Origin of the sequence: Enterobacter sp. R4-368 (assembly GCF_000410515.1) — a bacterium.
GTDB lineage: Bacteria > Pseudomonadota > Gammaproteobacteria > Enterobacterales > Enterobacteriaceae > Kosakonia.
Window position 1 is genome coordinate 4,459,358 of sequence record NC_021500.1, and the last position, 17,519, is coordinate 4,476,876.

Annotated in this window: 17 protein-coding genes; 2 read left to right on the forward strand and 15 right to left on the reverse strand. The window is 54.0% G+C overall.

Going from position 1 to position 17,519, the window contains the following annotated elements; all coding sequences use genetic code 11:
- Nucleotides 1-4: 4 nt before the first annotated feature.
- The 5 genes from mrdB to H650_RS20805 form a co-directional block, all read right to left on the reverse strand.
- Nucleotides 5-1,117 carry a peptidoglycan glycosyltransferase MrdB gene (mrdB, locus tag H650_RS20785; protein WP_020457005.1) on the reverse strand — a complete coding sequence of 371 codons (1,113 nt, stop codon included), beginning with the start codon at nucleotides 1,115-1,117 and terminating at the stop codon, nucleotides 5-7.
- Between the two features lies 1 nt (nucleotide 1,118).
- Nucleotides 1,119-3,020, reverse strand: a complete 1,902-nt coding sequence (gene mrdA, locus H650_RS20790; RefSeq protein WP_020457006.1) for a peptidoglycan DD-transpeptidase MrdA — start codon at nucleotides 3,018-3,020, stop codon at nucleotides 1,119-1,121.
- Nucleotides 3,021-3,049: 29 nt separating this feature from the next.
- Complete coding sequence (gene rlmH / locus H650_RS20795; protein WP_017455886.1) at nucleotides 3,050-3,517, reverse strand: 23S rRNA (pseudouridine(1915)-N(3))-methyltransferase RlmH; 468 nt, start codon at nucleotides 3,515-3,517, stop codon at nucleotides 3,050-3,052.
- 3 nt (nucleotides 3,518-3,520) lie between these two features.
- Nucleotides 3,521-3,838 carry a ribosome silencing factor gene (gene rsfS / locus H650_RS20800; protein WP_017455887.1) on the reverse strand — a complete coding sequence of 106 codons (318 nt, stop codon included), beginning with the start codon at nucleotides 3,836-3,838 and terminating at the stop codon, nucleotides 3,521-3,523.
- A gap of 242 nt (nucleotides 3,839-4,080) precedes the next feature.
- Nucleotides 4,081-4,698 (reverse strand): adenosylcobalamin/alpha-ribazole phosphatase, encoded by a 618-nt coding sequence (locus H650_RS20805; RefSeq protein ID WP_044489810.1) that lies wholly within the window; start codon nucleotides 4,696-4,698, stop codon nucleotides 4,081-4,083.
- A 99-nt stretch (nucleotides 4,699-4,797) separates the two neighbouring features.
- Here H650_RS20805 and cobD point away from each other — a divergent pair, with 99 nt between their 5' ends.
- Nucleotides 4,798-5,892 (forward strand): threonine-phosphate decarboxylase CobD, encoded by a 1,095-nt coding sequence (gene cobD / locus H650_RS20810; RefSeq protein WP_020457009.1) that lies wholly within the window; start codon nucleotides 4,798-4,800, stop codon nucleotides 5,890-5,892.
- On the opposite strand, the gene nadD is transcribed toward cobD, so the two are convergent.
- Genes nadD through leuS form a run of 4 tightly spaced genes read right to left on the reverse strand, consistent with a single transcriptional unit; the run spans nucleotide 5,867 to nucleotide 10,701 of the window.
- Nucleotides 5,867-6,508: a nicotinate-nucleotide adenylyltransferase gene (nadD, locus tag H650_RS20815; protein WP_110093705.1), complete on the reverse strand. Its 642-nt coding sequence runs from the start codon at nucleotides 6,506-6,508 to the stop codon at nucleotides 5,867-5,869. The genes cobD and nadD overlap by 26 nt on opposite strands.
- Before the next feature lies 1 nt (nucleotide 6,509).
- On the reverse strand, nucleotides 6,510-7,541 hold the full coding sequence (holA, locus tag H650_RS20820; RefSeq protein ID WP_020457011.1) for a DNA polymerase III subunit delta: 1,032 nt from the start codon (nucleotides 7,539-7,541) through the stop codon (nucleotides 6,510-6,512).
- Nucleotides 7,541-8,104: an LPS assembly lipoprotein LptE gene (lptE, locus tag H650_RS20825; RefSeq protein ID WP_044489592.1), complete on the reverse strand. Its 564-nt coding sequence runs from the start codon at nucleotides 8,102-8,104 to the stop codon at nucleotides 7,541-7,543. Before lptE ends, holA begins: the two co-directional genes overlap by 1 nt.
- A 14-nt stretch (nucleotides 8,105-8,118) precedes the next feature.
- Nucleotides 8,119-10,701: a leucine--tRNA ligase gene (gene leuS, locus H650_RS20830; protein ID WP_020457013.1), complete on the reverse strand. Its 2,583-nt coding sequence runs from the start codon at nucleotides 10,699-10,701 to the stop codon at nucleotides 8,119-8,121.
- Between the two features lie 235 nt (nucleotides 10,702-10,936).
- On the opposite strand from leuS, the gene H650_RS20835 reads away from it, so the two are divergent.
- Nucleotides 10,937-11,419, forward strand: a complete 483-nt coding sequence (locus tag H650_RS20835; RefSeq protein ID WP_020457014.1) for a zinc ribbon-containing protein — start codon at nucleotides 10,937-10,939, stop codon at nucleotides 11,417-11,419.
- Nucleotides 11,420-11,458: 39 nt separating this feature from the next.
- On the opposite strand, the gene gltL is transcribed toward H650_RS20835, so the two are convergent.
- From gltL to corC, 6 genes are all read right to left on the reverse strand, one after another.
- Entirely contained in the window at nucleotides 11,459-12,184 is a 726-nt protein-coding gene (gene gltL, locus H650_RS20840) for a glutamate/aspartate ABC transporter ATP-binding protein GltL (RefSeq protein ID WP_020457015.1), read from the reverse strand.
- On the reverse strand, nucleotides 12,184-12,858 hold the full coding sequence (gltK, locus tag H650_RS20845; RefSeq protein ID WP_020457016.1) for a glutamate/aspartate ABC transporter permease GltK: 675 nt from the start codon (nucleotides 12,856-12,858) through the stop codon (nucleotides 12,184-12,186). The genes gltL and gltK overlap by 1 nt, the downstream gene beginning before the upstream one ends.
- A gap of 2 nt (nucleotides 12,859-12,860) precedes the next feature.
- A complete protein-coding gene (locus tag H650_RS20850; protein ID WP_020457017.1) occupies nucleotides 12,861-13,601 on the reverse strand; it encodes an amino acid ABC transporter permease in 741 nt (246 codons plus the stop codon).
- A gap of 158 nt (nucleotides 13,602-13,759) precedes the next feature.
- Nucleotides 13,760-14,686: an amino acid ABC transporter substrate-binding protein gene (locus H650_RS20855; RefSeq protein WP_017455899.1), complete on the reverse strand. Its 927-nt coding sequence runs from the start codon at nucleotides 14,684-14,686 to the stop codon at nucleotides 13,760-13,762.
- Nucleotides 14,687-15,071: 385 nt separating this feature from the next.
- Entirely contained in the window at nucleotides 15,072-16,610 is a 1,539-nt protein-coding gene (gene lnt / locus H650_RS20860; protein WP_020457018.1) for an apolipoprotein N-acyltransferase, read from the reverse strand.
- Nucleotides 16,611-16,615: 5 nt separating this feature from the next.
- The gene (gene corC / locus H650_RS20865) at nucleotides 16,616-17,494 is read right to left on the reverse strand and encodes a CNNM family magnesium/cobalt transport protein CorC (RefSeq protein ID WP_044489811.1); all 879 of its coding nucleotides are present in this window, start codon (nucleotides 17,492-17,494) and stop codon (nucleotides 16,616-16,618) included.
- Between the last annotated feature and the right edge of the window lie 25 nt (nucleotides 17,495-17,519).

The window sequence follows — 17,519 nt, forward strand, 5'->3', positions numbered from 1 at the left end:
CCTCTTATACGCTCTTTGACAACATTTTCCTGTGGGTATGGATCGACATAACGATACCAAACCCGGCCATGAGTACGATCAGGGCAGAACCCCCGTAACTGATCAGTGGCAGCGGAACGCCCACCACTGGCAGGATACCACTCACCATACCAATATTTACGAACACATAAACGAACAAAATCAACATTAAACCACCGGCCATAACGCGTCCGAACGTGGTTTGCGCCCGGGCGGCAATCCACAGCCCACGCATAATCAGCAACACATATAGCGCCAGCAAAATCAGGATGCCGATGAGGCCCAGCTCTTCTGCCAGCACGGCAAAGATAAAGTCGGTATGGCGTTCGGGCAGAAACTCCAGTTGCGACTGGGTTCCATGCAGCCAGCCTTTACCGCTCAGACCGCCAGAGCCGATGGCGATTTTTGACTGAATAATATGATAGCCCGCGCCGAGCGGATCGGTTTCCGGATCGAGCAGCATCATCACGCGCTGGCGCTGATAATCATGCATCAGGAAGAACCACAACACGGGGATAAATGCCGCTACCAGCACTGCGGCAATGCCAATCAATCGCCAGCTTAACCCGGAAAGAAACAGCACAAACAGCCCGGAGAGCACCACGAGGATCGAGGTTCCCAAATCCGGTTGCGCCGCCACCAGCAGCGTCGGCACGAAAATCAGCGCCAGCGCGATTGCGGTATTTTTCAGCGAAGGCGGGCAGACATCGCGGTTAATAAAGCGCGCCACCATCAACGGTACGGCTATTTTGGCTATTTCTGAAGGCTGGAAACGCACCACGCCCAAATCGAGCCAGCGCTGCGCGCCTTTTGAGATAGCGCCGAAAGCGTCCACCGCGACAAGCAACACGACGCAGAAAATGTAGAGATAGGGCGCCCAACCTTCATAGACGCGTGGCGGCACCTGCGCCAGGATAACCATGATAATCAGCCCCATGGCGATTTGGCCGATTTTGCGCTCGGTCATACCGATATCCTGGCCGCTGGCGCTCCAGATAACGATCGCGCTGTAAAACAGCAGCGCAAGGATAATCAGCAGCAGCACCGGATCGATGTGGATTTTATCCCAGAACGATTTCTTGTTCGGATTATCCGTCATGTTATTGGTCCTCCACTGCTGCCGTGGACGGGTTTTCCGTTGGCAGCTCGGTGTTGTTATCGCCAAGCATAATGTGATCGAGGATCTGGCGCATAATCGTACCCACCGCCGGACCAGCGCCACCGTTTTCCAGAATGACGGCGACGGCGACCTGCGGGTTGTCGTAAGGGGCGAATGCCGTCATTAGTTTATGGTCGCGCAGACGTTCGGCAATACGGTGGGCGTTATAGGTTTCGTTGGCTTTCAAGCCAAAGACCTGGGCGGTACCGGATTTCGCCGCGACTTTGTACGGCGCGTTGGCGAAATACTTATGACCCGTACCGTTCGGACGGTTGGCTACTCCATACATCCCATCTTTGGCAATCTCCCAGTAGCCAGAGTGAATATCACCCACCGGCGGCTGTGCCGGCTGTTGCCACGGCACTTGTTTGCCATCTTCTACCGTGCTCATCAGCAGGTGCGGCACTTTAACAACGCCGTCATTAATCAGCGTCATCATCGCTTTGTTCATCTGCAATGGCGTTGCTGTCCAGTAACCCTGGCCTATCCCTACTGGAATGGTATCGCCCTGATACCACGGCTTTTTAAAGCGCTTCAGTTTCCATTCGCGGGTTGGCATGTTCCCGGCGCGCTCTTCCGAGAGGTCAACGCCGGTATAGTGACCGTAGCCAAATTTGCCCATCCATTCTGCCAGGCGGTCAATGCCCATATCATAGGCGACCTGATAGAAGAAGGTATCGGCGGATTCTTCCAGCGACTTGGTAACATTCAGGTGGCCGTGACCCCATTTTTTCCAGTCGCGGTAACGTTTTTCCGAGCCGGGTAATTGCCACCAGCCGGGATCGAACAAGCTGGTATTGCGCGTGATCACCCCGGCGCTGAGTGCGGAAACGGCCACATACGGTTTCACCGTCGACGCAGGCGGGTAAACCCCTTGTGTGGCGCGGTTGATCAGCGGCGTATTTGGGTCGTTTAACAGTGAAGAGTAATCTTTGCTGGAAATGCCATCGACAAACAGGTTCGGGTCGTAGCTTGGCATCGACACCAGCGCGAGAATGCTGCCATTGCGTGGATCGGTCACGACCACAGCGGCACGGCTGCCGGCGAGCAGCGTTTCAATATATTGCTGAAGTTTTAAATCCAGCGTCAGGTAGATATCGTGACCTGCCTGTGGCGGCACCTCTTTGAGCTGACGGATCACGCGGCCGCGGTTGTTGACTTCCACCTCTTCATAACCGGTCTGACCGTGCAGCACATCTTCGTAATAACGCTCAATACCCAGTTTACCGATATCGTGGGTGGCAGCGTAGTTTGCCAGCTTGCCCTCTTTATCCAGCCGTTCGACATCTTTATCGTTAATTTTCGACACGTAGCCAATAACGTGCGTCAGCGCGGAACCATACGGATAAAAGCGGCGCTTATAGCCCTTGACCTCAACGCCGGGAAAACGGTACTGGTTTACCGCAAAGCGCGCCACCTGGACTTCCGTCAGGTTAGTTTTTACCGGGATTGAGGTGAAGCGGTGCGAGCGTGAGCGCTCTTTTTTGAAGTTGGCGATATCGTCGTCATTCAGATCCACCACATCGCGCAGGGCATCCAGCGTTTGCTGCACATCATCAACTTTCTCCGGCATCATCTCGACCTGATAGATGGTGCGGTTCAGCGCCAGCGGCGTGCCGTTGCGATCGTAGATAATGCCGCGGCTGGGCGCGATAGGCACCAGCTTGATGCGGTTTTCGTTGGAGCGGGTCTGGTAGTCCGCAAAACGGACGATTTGCAGGTTATAAAGGTTGGCTACCAGCACGCCGGTAAGCAGCAAAATCCCCGTAAAAGCGACCAGCGCCCGGCGCACAAACAGCGCGGACTCAGCCGTATAGTCGCGAAAAGAATTCTGTAATTTCATCCGCTGCTTAATCTACCCAAGACTCGTCGTTACTCACGGTGATAAGGATGGTTGGTGGTAATACTCCATGCGCGATACAGGCTTTCGGCAACCAGCACGCGCACCAGCGGGTGAGGTAACGTTAGCGCAGAGAGTGACCAACTTTGTTCTGCCGCCGCTTTGCAGGCCGGGGATAACCCTTCCGGCCCGCCAATAAGCAAGCTGACATCGCGCCCGTCTTGCTTCCAGCGTTCCAGTTCGTTTGCCAGCTGCGGCGTATCCCAGGGTTTGCCCGGAATATCAAGGGTAACGATACGATTTTTGCCAGCCGCGGCTAGCATCAGTTCACCCTCTTTATCGAGAATGCGTTTGATATCTGCGTTCTTGCCGCGCTTTCCCGCCGGAATCTCGATTAACTCGAACGGCATATCTTTTGGAAAGCGGCGCAGGTATTCACTAAAACCTGTCTGTACCCAGTCCGGCATTTTCGTGCCGACGGCGACCAGTTGCAGTTTCACGCATTAACCCCAGAGTTTTTCCAGCTCATACAGGCGACGGCTCTCTTCCTGCATGACGTGGACAATCACATCGCCTAAATCGACAACGACCCAGTCCGCGGCGCTTTCACCTTCGACACCCAACGGCATCATGCCGGCGGCGCGCGATTCCTGCACCACATGATCCGCAATAGAGATAACGTGACGCGTAGATGTACCGGTGCAGATAATCATGCAGTCGGTGATACTGGATTTACCCTGAACGTCAATGGCGACGATATCCTGACCTTTCAGGTCATCAATTTTGTCGATAACAAAATCCTGGAGTGCTTTACCCTGCAAGTGTTCCCCCTGGGGTGAGTAAAAAATGTACTGTTAATGAACGGCCTGACATTATACCTGAACTGCATCGATTGTCGGGGTATGAGAGACCCGGCAAGTTTAAAAGTTGGCTATCATCCCATCACGGGCGCGTGATTGCATTGCCATTTTTGTAAAACAATTTCTGCGCGCGGAGGATAACAGCCTGTGAGGGCGTGTCAATGACCGAATCAGTGGTGTGAATAGGATGCATGAAAAACAGGCTATGCATCGTCCGCGTGCCATGCTGCCCGGCTATTTAATACCCGCAGCGTGGCGAAATCATCATGGATATCAATAGCGCTCCAGCACCCTTGATCAACACGAAAATGCCACAGTGATGCAGCAGGCATGTTGAGCAAGCGGGCGATCAACAAACTCAAAACTCCCTGATGGCTGGCGATCAACACATTCTTGTGCTGACTTTTTATATCGGCAACGAGCGCAATAACTTGCTCAATTCGTGCAGAAAATGCCTGAAATCCTTCACCATTGGTAGGAACGGTGTGCTGCCAGTCGGTACACCAGGCGGCATAGTTTTGCGGATCTTCTCGCGTTAAATCGCGATGATGGCGCATTTCCCAGTCGCCAAAAAACATCTCATTGAGTAATGGTGTGGTATGAACGGTCAGCGTGCGCGATTCCAGCACGCGCGCGGCCGTCTGCTGCGCGCGCTCCAGTTCGCTACACAGCACATAATCGAAGGGTACATGAGCGAGTAGATCGCGCAGAGTTTTCGCCTGCGCCAGCCCCTTGGGCGTCAGCGGAGTCGGTGAATGACCGCTATAAAGCCCGGCGACATTCGCTTCGGTTTCTCCGTGGCGTATCAGCCAGAGTCGCATGATGGTCTCCCGTCTGGATTTGTGCGCAAAGTTTACCATCGCGCCCTCAATCACGGCCTCTTTTTCGTTTAAGATAACGGCTTTTAACCGGAGCGGAAGATGGCTTTGTTTCACAGTGCGCATGGTGGCAACACGCGTGAGGCGGCAGAATTGTTGGGGATATCAGCGGAGCAGTTGCTTGATTTCAGTGCCAACATTAATCCGGCTGGCATGCCGGCATCGCTTAAACATGCGTTGCAAAATAATCTGTCGCTCGCCGAGCGCTACCCGGATGTTGAGTATCAGCGTCTGCATCAGGTACTGGCGGCTCATCACCAGGTGCCCGCTTCATGGATACTTGCCGGAAATGGTGAAACGGAAGCGATCTTTGCGCTGGTCAACATGCTTAAGCCACGTCAAGTGATGCTGATAACGCCTGGGTTTGCCGAGTATCGCCGGGCGCTGGCGTTGGTGGACTGCGGGATTCGCGACTATCAATTACGTGAGAGTGATGGCTGGCAGCTTACTGATGCGTTGCTGGGCGCGCTGACCGCCGATCTCGACTGTTTATTTCTCTGTACACCCAATAACCCCACCGGTTTGTTGCCGGACGAGGCTCTGCTGCACGCGATTGCCGCCCGTTGTAAATCGCTGGAAATTACGCTTGTCCTCGACGAAGCCTTCATGGATTTTATTGCTGAACGCGAAGGTTTTATTCCTTATCTGGCAAACAATCCGCACGTTTGGGTGCTGCGTTCACTCACCAAGTTTTACGCCATTCCTGGCCTGCGACTGGGGTATGTGCTGGGCAGCAACGAACAGCAAGTCCGGTCTATGCGCGATGCGCAGATGCCATGGTCCATCAATGCCTTTGCCGCGCTCGCCGGTGAGGTAATTTTGCAGGACAGTGACTATCAGCAGGCAAGCTGGAACTGGCTCAATAACGAACGTCCGCGTCTGTTCGCCGCGCTAAGTGTGCTGTCGGGGTTAACGGTCTGGCCTGGCTGTGCAAACTATCTTTTTTTGCGCTGTGACGTGCCGGGTCTGGAGTTACAACAGGCCTTGCTTTCCCGCCATATTTTGATTCGTAGCTGCGCCAATTATCCAGGGCTCGATGCGCGCTATTATCGTGTGGCGGTGCGAAGCGAAAGGGAGAATGATCGGCTCATCGCTGCCATGGCGGCGGTGATCAGCGGTACAAACTCTGCTCGTTGATATATGCCAGGACGGACTCAGGGAGCAGATCATCACACTTTTCACCGTGCTCCAGCCGTTCACGGATAAGCGTTGCCGAAATGTTGAACCACGGCGTTTCGGCAAGGTAAATCCGTCCGGCGGGTAAAACATGCAGCTCTTCAGGATTGGTGGTGAGATGGGCTTCCAGCCACTGCTGGTGCGCTTCCTGCTCCATCGTCAGCGGGTAACCCGGGCGGCGGCAGACAATCAGATGGCAGTTATCCAGAATGGTCTCGTAGTGATGCCAGGTGGGGAAGGTGAGCAGTGAATCCTGGCCAATGATAAACGCCAGTGGGTGTCGCGTACCTTGCTCTTCCCGCCACTCTTGTAAGGTTTGCGCCGTGTATGATGGGGTGTCGCGGCGAAGTTCGCGTTCATCAAGGGTGAATAAGGGCTTGTCGGCAATGGCCAGCTCGACCATTTTTTTGCGTTGCTGGCTGCTGGCCTCCGGTTGTGCGCGGTGTGGCGGCACGTTATTGGGCATGATGATCACCCTGGAAAGGCCAATCTGGTTCGCCAGCGCTTCCACAGGTTTCAGGTGTCCATAATGGACCGGATCGAATGTACCGCCAAACAGTGCCTGCAACTGATTCATATCAACCATCAATAAAAACGTCTGCCAGTGCCTTATGACAGAGTAGCAGAGAAAGCCCTTCAAGCTCGGCCCAGACCGACTGCCCAAAATCCTGCTTCACAATCAGCTCAATGCGGCTCAGCAAATGGACTGCCTGGCGTAACTGATCGAGGCTCAGGCGATTAAGCGCATCGCCCGTGACACCCCGGCGGTTTTGCCACACCCGATGCTTGTCAAACAGCGCACGCAATGGCGTATGTGCTGACTGGCGTTTTAATGTCACCAGTAACAGCAATTCGCGTTGCACGGTACGCAGCAGGATCACAGGCTCACACGCTTCCAGTCGCAACTGGGTGAGAATGTGCAACGCGCGTTTGCTTTTCCCGGCAAGTAGCGCATCAACCCAGTGGAAAGGTGTGAAGTGCGCCGCGTCGTTTACCGCATGTTCCACGCGGGGCAGGGTGAGTTTGCCATCCGGCCACAGCAGCGCCAGGCGTTCCAGCGCTTGTGCCAGTGCCAGTAAGTTTCCTTCGTAGCAATAACAAAGTAACTGATTGGCGGCGTCGTCCAGTTCCAGTTTGTTTTGCTTTGCTCTGGCGGCAACCCAGCGCGGCAGATTCGCCTGCTCCGGCGTCTGGCAGCTTACCTGCACGGCACGATTATTTAACTGCGTTATCCATGCCGCGTTTTCCTGCGCTTTGGTCAGCTTGTTTCCGCGCACCGTCAAAATGAGGTCGTCATGCAGCAGGCTAACCAGCTTTGCCAGCTGTTCATTGATAGCCGCGTTTGGGCCATTTTCGGGCAGCTGTAACAGTAACGTCTGGCGACTGGCGAACAGACTCAATGCCTGGCAGATGGAGAAAATCGCATCCCAATCCGTGCTGGCATCCAGTGTAAAGGTATGGTGTTCGATGAAGCCCTGTTCAGCGGCGACCTGACGCACGGCGTCCTGGCTCTCTTGCAACAGCAGCGGATCATTACCGAGGAGTAAATACGCCGCGCGCAGCCCTTCATTAAGCTGCGCGCGGAGTTGTTCCGGATACAACCTGAGCATTAGCTACCCGGTTGCGTGGAAGAGGAGCCAGTCGTCGAGGTGGCGGCGTCCTGCGTGCTTTTCGCATCTGCCGTATGTACGCTAGGCAGTTTACGAATCAGTTGTTCGGCTGCTTTGTCGTACATCTCCTGAACGATCATCTCCTGCTCTGCGGCTTTCGCCAGTGCCGTTTGCGGGTTATCAAAGAAGGAACGATAAACTTTGGTATTGATCGGGTAAATATCATGACCCGGGATCAGTACGCTGGCGTTTACGGTCAGCACCATTTGATATTCCGCAGTTCGGCCATCCTGGAAAACAGAAGCCGTGTCACTGGTGATACTTGATGCGAGAAGACGTAGCGAAGGCACGTCCTGACGCGTTGATCCTTTCTCCAGCAAGCTAATACCGTTCAGACGCAACTGGCTGCGGATCGCGCGGCTCAGTGGGCCATTCGGATCCCCGGAGTCAAAGATCATCGTTTTCATTTCGCTCGGCACCTGCGTGGTATTACGCAGATGCCAGCCACATCCGGCAGTGATTAGCACCGCCAGTGATACGAACAATGTAGCCAGATATCGCACGCTTCCTCCCGCGCTTAGCCAACGACCAGATTAAGCAGTTTACCCGGTACGTAAATCACTTTACGCACGGTCACGCCATCAAGATATTTTGCTACCAGATGTTCCTGGCCTGCGCGTTCACGCACCTGTTCTTCCGTCGCGTCAACGGCAACAGTAATTTTACCACGCACTTTACCATTGACCTGGACGACAACCAGCGTGGTGTTTTCAACCATCGCTTTCTCATCAGCTACCGGCCACGGTGCGTTGTCGATGTCGCCTTCGCCGCCCAGTTCCTGCCACAGCGTGAAGCTGGCGTGTGGGGTGAACGGGTTAAGCATACGTACCACCGCCAGCAGGGCTTCCTGCATTAAGGCGCGATCCTGCTCGCTCTCCTGCGGCGCTTTCGCCAGTTTGTTCATCAGCTCCATAATCGCCGCGATAGCGGTGTTGAAAGTCTGACGACGACCAATATCATCGGAAACTTTCGCGATAGTTTTATGCACGTCGCGACGCAGGGCTTGCTGGTCTTCACTCAGCGCAGCCAGATCCAGTGCGGCAACAGCACCCCGAGCGGTATGTTCATAAACCAGTTTCCAGACGCGTTTCAGGAAGCGGTTCGCGCCTTCTACGCCGGATTCCTGCCACTCCAGTGTCATATCGGCTGGCGATGCAAACATCATGAACAGACGCACGGTGTCCGCGCCGTAACGCTCAACCATTTCCTGCGGGTCGATACCGTTGTTTTTCGACTTGGACATTTTGCTCATGCCGGTATAAACCAGCTCGTGGCCTGCCGGATCGGTCGCTTTGACAATGCGCCCTTTTTCGTCACGTTCAACAATGGCATCTTTCGGCGAAACCCAGTTACGCTCGCCGTTTTCACCCACGTAATAGAACGCATCGGCCAGTACCATGCCCTGGCACAGCAGCTGTTTCGCAGGCTCATCGGAGTTCACCATGCCCGCGTCGCGCATCAGTTTGTGGAAGAAGCGGAAGTAGAGCAGGTGCATGATGGCGTGTTCGATGCCGCCAATATAAATATCTACCGGCAGCCAGTAATTTGCCGCTTTCGGGTCCAGCATGCCTTCGTTGTGCTGCGGGCAGGTGTAACGCGCATAGTACCAGGAAGACTCCATAAAGGTGTCGAAGGTATCGGTTTCGCGCAGCGCCGGTTGGCCGTTGACGGTGGTTTTCGCCCACTCAGGATCGGCTTTAATCGGGCTGGTGATACCGTCCATGACAACATCTTCCGGCAGGATAACCGGCAGTTGATCTTCCGGCGTTGGAATAACGGTGCCATCTTCCAGCGTCACCATCGGGATGGGCGCGCCCCAGTAACGCTGACGGGAAACGCCCCAGTCGCGCAGACGGAAATTCACTTTGCGCTCGCCCACGCCTTTGGCCGCCAGTTTGTCGGCAATGGCGTTAAAAGCAGCGTTAAAGTCGAGACCGTCGAATTCGCCAGAGTTAAACAGCACGCCTTTATCGGTCATCGCTTGTTCGCTCAGATCCGGCGCGCTGCCGTCAGCGTTGAGAATGACCGCCTTGATCGGCAGATTGTATTTCGTGGCAAATTCGTAGTCGCGCTGATCGTGACCCGGAACGGCCATCACCGCACCGGTGCCGTATTCCATCAGCACAAAGTTTGCCGCCCATACCGGAATCGCTTCCCCGGTCAGCGGGTGAATGGCTTTCAGGCCGGTATCAACGCCTTTTTTCTCCATCGTCGCCATATCGGCTTCCGCAACTTTGGTGTTACGGCATTCGTCGATAAAGGACGCCAGCTCCGGTTTGCTCGCGGCGGCTTGCTGCGCCAGCGGATGGCCTGCCGCAACGGCCAGATAAGTTGCGCCGATAAACGTGTCCGGGCGCGTGGTGTAGACCGTCAGTTTCTGGTCGCTGTTCTGCACGTCGAACGTGATCTCCACGCCTTCAGAACGGCCAATCCAGTTGCGCTGCATGGTTTTCACCGTATCCGGCCAATGATCCAGATTATCCAGGTCATTCAGCAGCTCGTCAGCATAAGCGGTGATTTTAATAAACCACTGCGGGATCTCTTTGCGTTCAACTTTGGTATCGCAGCGCCAGCAGCAGCCGTCGATAACTTGTTCGTTCGCCAGCACGGTCTGATCGTTCGGGCACCAGTTCACCGCGGAGGTTTTCTTATAGACGAGACCTTTTTTGTACAGCTCGGTGAAGAACTTCTGTTCCCAACGGTAATATTCCGGGGTGCAGGTCGCCAGCTCGCGGCTCCAGTCATAGCCGAAACCCAGCATTTTGAGCTGGTTTTTCATGTACGCGATGTTGTCGTAAGTCCACGGTGCCGGTGCGGTGTTATTTTTTACCGCCGCGCCTTCAGCCGGCAGACCAAACGCATCCCAGCCAATCGGCTGCAGCACGTTTTTACCCAGCATGCGCTGATAACGGGAGATCACATCGCCGATGGTGTAGTTACGGACGTGGCCCATGTGTAGTCGGCCAGAAGGATAGGGGAGCATCGACAAGCAATAGTATTTCTCTTTGCTCTCGTCTTCAGTGACTTCAAATGTGCGCTTCTCTTCCCAGTGGCGCTGTACTTTGGATTCTATATCTTCCGGGCGGTATTGCTCTTGCATGGCAGCCAGTAGTCCTGTTTTTGCTACAGCTACAAATGTAGCGTTGTTACGTGATTTTTCGAAAGGCATAGCATAGCCCAAACGCCACTCTCAAAACAGCCTTTCCGCGAGGCGGGAATGAAATTGCCGCAGCCGTTGGCGGCGAATTTTTTGTCGACAGTGCGGGCGAGTCGGCACAGCGAGGAAGAAATAACGTCTACCATTAGAGAGAGTTACTGAACCGGGAGGCGAAACGATGAACAAGGTTGCTCATTTTTACCGTGAACTGGTGGCGGCGTTGACCGAGCGTCTACGCAATGGAGAGCGTGATATTGACGCCCTGGTTGAACAAGCGCGCCTGCGCGTGGCGAAGACCGGTGAGTTAACGCGCACCGAGGTTGACGAGCTGATGCGCGCCATTCGCCGCGATCTGGAGGAGTTCGCCCTCAGTTACAGCGAAAGCCAGGAAGAAGTCACCGACAGCGTATTTATGCGGGTGATTAAAGAGAGTATTTGGCAGGAACTGGCGGATATCACCGATAAAACGCAGCTTGAGTGGCGTGAAGTATTCCAGGATCTCAATCACCACGGTGTGTATCACAGCGGCGAAGTGGTAGGACTCGGGAATCTGGTCTGCGAGAAGTGCCACTTTCATCTGGCGGTATATACGCCGGATGTGTTGCCGTTATGCCCGAAATGCGGACATGACCAATTCCAGCGCCGCCCGTTCGAACCATAATCCAGAAAGCGCCTGCCCGGAGCGGGCAGGCGCAGGTTATTAATGCAGGATTTTTGCGAGAAAGTCTTTTGCACGTTCGGATTTCGGATTATCGAAGAAGGCGTCTTTCTCTGAATCCTCGACAATTTTCCCTTCATCCATAAAGATCACCCGGTTCGCTACTTTGCGGGCAAAGCCCATTTCGTGGGTCACCACCATCATCGTCATGCCTTCGTTTGCCAGTTCAACCATGACATCCAGCACTTCGTTGATCATCTCTGGATCGAGTGCGGAAGTCGGCTCATCAAACAGCATCGCCACCGGATCCATACAGAGCGCACGGGCAATCGCCACACGTTGCTGCTGGCCGCCGGAGAGCTGCGCCGGAAACTTATTCGCATGCGCTGACAAACCAACGCGCTCCAGCAGCTTGAGCCCTTTTTCCCGTGCGGCGGCTTTATCACGTTTGAGCACTTTTACCTGCGCCAGCGTCAGGTTTTCGATAATCGACAGGTGCGGAAACAGTTCAAAGTGCTGAAACACCATCCCGACGTGAGAACGCAGCTTTGCCAGATCGGTTTTCTTGTCATTCACTTTGGTGCCGTTGACGAGAATCTCGCCTTTTTGCACCGGTTCCAGACCATTGACGGTTTTAATCAGCGTGGATTTACCGGAGCCGGACGGCCCACAAACCACCACCACTTCGCCTTTTTTCACTTCGGTGGAGCAATCGGTCAACACCTGAAAGTGACCATACCATTTAGAAACATTTTTCAGGGAAATCATTAGACGGTCCTTTTCTTCAGCCAGCTGACCAACAGCGAAGCACTAAGACTGATAACAAAATAAACTGCACCGGCAAACAGGATCATTTCGACCTGCGTACCATCACGCTCGCCAATTGTTGAGGCCGTGCGGAAGAAATCCGCCAGACTCAGGACATACACCAGCGAGGTATCCTGGAACAGGACGATCCCCTGCGTAAGCAGCAGCGGCACCATGGCGCGAAACGCCTGCGGCAGAATGATGAGCTTCATCGACTGCCAGTGCGTCATCCCCAGCGCCAGTGCGGCACTGGACTGCCCGCGGGAGATACTCTGGATGCCGGCGCGAATAATTTCTGAGTAGTAGGCCGCTTCAAACATTGAGAAGGCCACCATCGCGGAAATCAGGCGGATATCGGTTTTCGGTGACAGGCCAAGCACGTTTTGCAGAAAGCCCGGCACAATCAGATAGAACCACAGCAGCACCATGACCAGGGGAATGGAGCGGAACACGTTCACGTAGCTCTTGGCGAACCAGCGCAGCGGGGCGAAAGTCGACAGGCGCATCACCGCCAGCAGCGTTCCCCAGATTATGCCGACCACAATAGCGATAGCGGTGATTTTCAGCGTCACCACCAGCCCGGCCCACAGATAGGGCAGGGAAGGGATCACAGAACTCCAGTCAAACTCATACATGATTATTTGCCCCCCATATTGCCCGGCAGGCGAATTTTGCGTTCAACCAGGTTCATCGCCAGCATGATGATGGCGTTAATCACCACATACGCGACGGTGATGGCAGTGAAGGATTCCCATGCGTGTGCCGAGTAATCCAGCAGTTTCCCCGCCTGCGCGGCCATATCGACCAGGCCGATAGTGGAGGCGATGGCCGAGTTTTTTACCAGGTTCATCATCTCCGAGGTCATCGGCGGCACAATCACGCGATAAGCGTTTGGCAGCAACACATAACGGTAGGTTTGCGGCAGCGTCAGCCCCATTGCCAGACCGGCATTTTTTTGCCCGCGCGGTAGCGACTGAATCGCCGCGCGTACCTGCTCGCAAACGCGAGCGGCGGTAAACAGCCCAAGACAAATCATTGATGAGAGGAAGAACTGGATATTCGGATCCAGTTCTGATTTGAACCACATGCCGATATCTTCTGGCAGTAGTTCCGGTACCACCAGGTACCAGGTAAAAAACTGCACAATCAGCGGCACGTTGCGGAACAGTTCGACATAAAGGGTGCCAATGCCGGACAAGAAACGGTTAGGGACGGTACGCAGAATGCCAAACAGGGAACCGACCAGAAAAGCGATAATCCAGGCCGTCACGGAAAGCGCGATAGTGACCTGAAAACCACTCCATAGCCAGCCAAGATAGGTGGTGTTGCCGAACGGGGCCTGTTGCAGGAAGATCCCCCAGTTCCAGTCTATGGACATAAATCTACTCCGGAAAAAAAAGGGTAGCAGCGCTACCCTCGAAGATTGTGTGAAGAGCGAGTTTTCGTGTTGAGTGGGGAACGACCACTCAGCATATAGTCTGTCCGTGCTACTTCGACAATCGAGAGGGCAGGTAAACCCGCCCCTAATGGTTTTAATTAGTTCAGAGCTTTGTCATTCGGTTCTTTGAACAGCGCTTTCATATCGTCAGAGAGATCGAAATTGAGGTTCATGTTTTTTGGCGGAATTGGGTTTTTAAACCATTTATCGAAGGATTTTTCCGCCGCACCGGATGTCTGCAACTGAGCGATGGTGTCATCCATCAGCTTTTTGAACTCTGGATCGTTTTTACGCAGCATACAGCCGTAGGCTTCTTTCGATTGCGGTGTGCCAACGATGTCCCAGTTATCCGGTTTTTTCGCTTTCGCACGTTCACCCGCCAGCAGGGCGTCATCCATCATAAAGGCCACCGCACGACCACTTTCCAGCGTACGGAACGAGTCGCCATGGTCTTTCGCGCTAATAATGCGCATATCCATTTTCTTCTCATCGTTCAGCTTGTTCAGCAGGATTTCTGAGGTAGTGCCGGAAGTCACAACAACCGCTTTGCCTTTCAGGTCGGCGAAGTCTTTAATCGGGCCGCCTTTTTTGGTCAGCAGACGTGTGCCAACCACGAAAATGGTGTCAGAGAACGCCGCTTGTTTCTGACGTTCAACGTTATTGGTGGTGGAACCACACTCAAAATCGAAGGTGCCGTTTTGCAGCAGCGGGATACGGTTTTGTGAAGTGATTGGAATCAGTTTTACCGCCAGATCCGGCTTATTCAGTTTTTTCTTCACCGCTTCAACGATAGCGTTGGAGTAGTCCTGGGAGTACCCCACGACTTTTTGTTCATTGTCGTAGTAGGAGAACGGTACGGAAGATTCGCGGTGACCGACGACGATAACGCCGTTTTTAGCAATTTTAGCCAGTGTAGCTTGTTGATCAGCCGGCGCTGCGTCGGCAGGTTTTGCATCTTCAGCATGCACCAGACCGGCGGACAGTCCCATCACCAGCATCGCGGCGGCCAGTTTACGTAATTGCATATCCAGACTCCTTTATCGTCAGCGCCAGAGACGCGTATTGATACCCATTGTGTGTATTGTGTTTTTGTTGTTCTGCGACAATATCGTGCAGTGTCGTGTGTGTTTGTTACATTCAGTCTGGCTTAATGTAAAGATTTTGCTGCGGTATTGTTTATTTTTGCGAGGCGCGCCGCACCGTTTAGAGGCAAAAATCTTCCATTGCACCAGATTGGTGCTGCTACTGTTTCCTGCTGGTGCGACATAAGTTGCACATAAGCGGATTACATAGCTGCCTGATAGATATAAGCAAACCGCATGCCAAAACGGCCTAATCGTAAATTTTGTGTAGCGAAGAGAGGATGCCCGGCAAGCAGATCGCCACCGGGCAGAACAACGAGGAGAGGGATTAACGGCGGCGTTGACGCAAGCCCATCACCAGGGCGCCAAAGCCCAGCAAGGCGGTGATAATCCACAGCGGCCAGTTACCCGTGCGGGCATACGGCGTGAGACCAGAGGTTGGCGTCACCTTCGCGGTTAATACTTCACGAGTAAATTGCGGGATCATCGCCTGGATTTCACCCTGCGGGCCAATGACCGCCGTGATGCCATTATTGGTGCTCCGCAACAGCGGGCGCGCCAGTTCCAGCGCACGCATCCGTGCCATCTGGAAGTGCTGCCACGGGCCGATGGATTTGCCAAACCAGGCATCGTTTGAGATGGTCAGCAAGAAATCGGTTTCCGGACGGAAATTATCACGTACCTGCTCGCCAAGGATGATTTCGTAGCAGATTGCCGCCGTCAGCGTTAGCCCATGCGCCGACAGCGGAGGCTGCACATAAGCGCCACGGCTGAATGAGGACATCGGCAAATCGAAGAAGGGGGCCAGCGGACGCAGAATCGACTCCAGCGGTACAAACTCGCCAAACGGTACCAGATGGTTTTTGTTGTAGCGATCGCTTGAGCTGTAGCTATAAGCGTTGTCTTTGCCCAGCGTAATGATGGTGTTGTAGGTATCGTAACGGTTTTGCTTATTGAGACGTGAATCGACAATCCCGGTGATAAGCGTACTGTTGTTTGCCCGCAGCAGATTATCCATGGCGCTTAAAAAGCGTTGCTGGTTAATTTCCAGATCCGGAATGGCAGACTCCGGCCAGATAATCAGCTGCGATTTACCCATCACCTGCTCACTGGCTTCGCTGTAGATTTTCAGCGTATTGAGTAGCTGGTTTTCGTCCCACTTCATTGATTGTGGAATATTCCCCTGCACCATCGACACCTGAGTGGTGCGCTCCGGCAGCAGTTGATACCACTGGATATAACGCAGTGGGAAGGGCAGAGCAAACAACACGACGGCGACAACCAGCGGGCGCAAGCGACGCTGCGCTATCGCCAGTACCACCAGACCGCTCACCACCATCAGTAAGAAATTGATTGCTTCAACGCCAAGCACCGGCGCAAGACCTTTCAGCGGCCCATCTATCTGGCTGTAACCAAACTGGAGCCACGGGAAACCGGTCAGCACCCAGCCGCGCAGGAACTCGGTAATTTGCCAGACAACCGGCGCGGCAACGGCCAGGCGCAACCAGGTAGTATGCGGCCACAGACGCGACAAAATACCGGCGAATAGCCCGGTGTAGAGCGACAGATAGGCCGCCAGCAGCACCACGAGGAAGATATTGACCGGGCCAGGCATGCCGCCAAACTGGGCGATGCTGACATATACCCAGTGCACACCGCTGCCAAACAGGCCAAGCCCCCAGAAATAACCAATCCAGGCAGCCTGCAACGGGCGGCGATTCAGGGTTAAACCCTGCAGACCAATCAGAGAGATAAGTGCGGCGGGCCAGAAGTCATAAGGAGAAAAAGCCAGCGTTCCGCTGGCTCCGAATAACAACGCCAGCAGCAGACGTATGCGCTGGCGCTCAAACAATGCGGCAAATACCATTTACATTACTCATCCAGTTTCGGTTGCGGAGAATCATCCGGCATTCTGACATGGACCTGAATAATACGTCGACTATCAGCCATAGCGACCTTGAATTGGTAACCATCAATGTCAATCGATTCGCCGCGCGCAGGCAAGTGACCAAACGCCTGCATCACCAGACCGCCAATGGTGTCTACTTCATCATCACTGAAGTGGGTGCCGAAGGTTTCATTGAAATCTTCAATCGGCGCCAGTGCGCGTACTGTCCATGTGTGGCGGCTAAGCTGGCGGAAATCGATATCTTCTTCTTCGTCATATTCGTCTTCGATTTCGCCGACAATAAGCTCGAGAATATCTTCAATCGTCACCAGACCAGAAACGCCGCCGAACTCATCAATAACGATAGCCATATGGTAGCGCTGGGAACGGAACTCTTTCAGCATGCGATCAACACGCTTGCTTTCCGGCACCACTACCGCCTGGCGTAACACTTTTTCCATGCTGAACGCTTCGGCGTCGCTGCGCATAAAAGGCAGCAAATCCTTAGCCATCAGGATCCCTTCGATGTGATCTTTATCTTCGCTGATCACCGGGAAACGCGAGTGGGCAGACTCGATAATGACATCGAGACATTCGTCCAGCGTCTGGTTGCGTTTCAGGGTAATCATTTGGGAGCGGGGGATCATGATGTCGCGAACGCGCTGGTCCGCAATATCCATTACCCCTTCCAGCATGTCGCGCGTATCGTTGTCGATAAGCTCGTTCTGCCCGGAGTCTCGGATCAGTTCCAGCAGTTCATCACGGTTTTTCGGTTCGCCGTGAAAGAGCTGGCTGAGTAAAAGGGAGAAGAATCCCTTTTTGTTGGTGGTGTTGTCGCTACTGTGTGAGTTATCGTCGCTCATGGCGTCGTGTGGGTTCTCGTGTTGG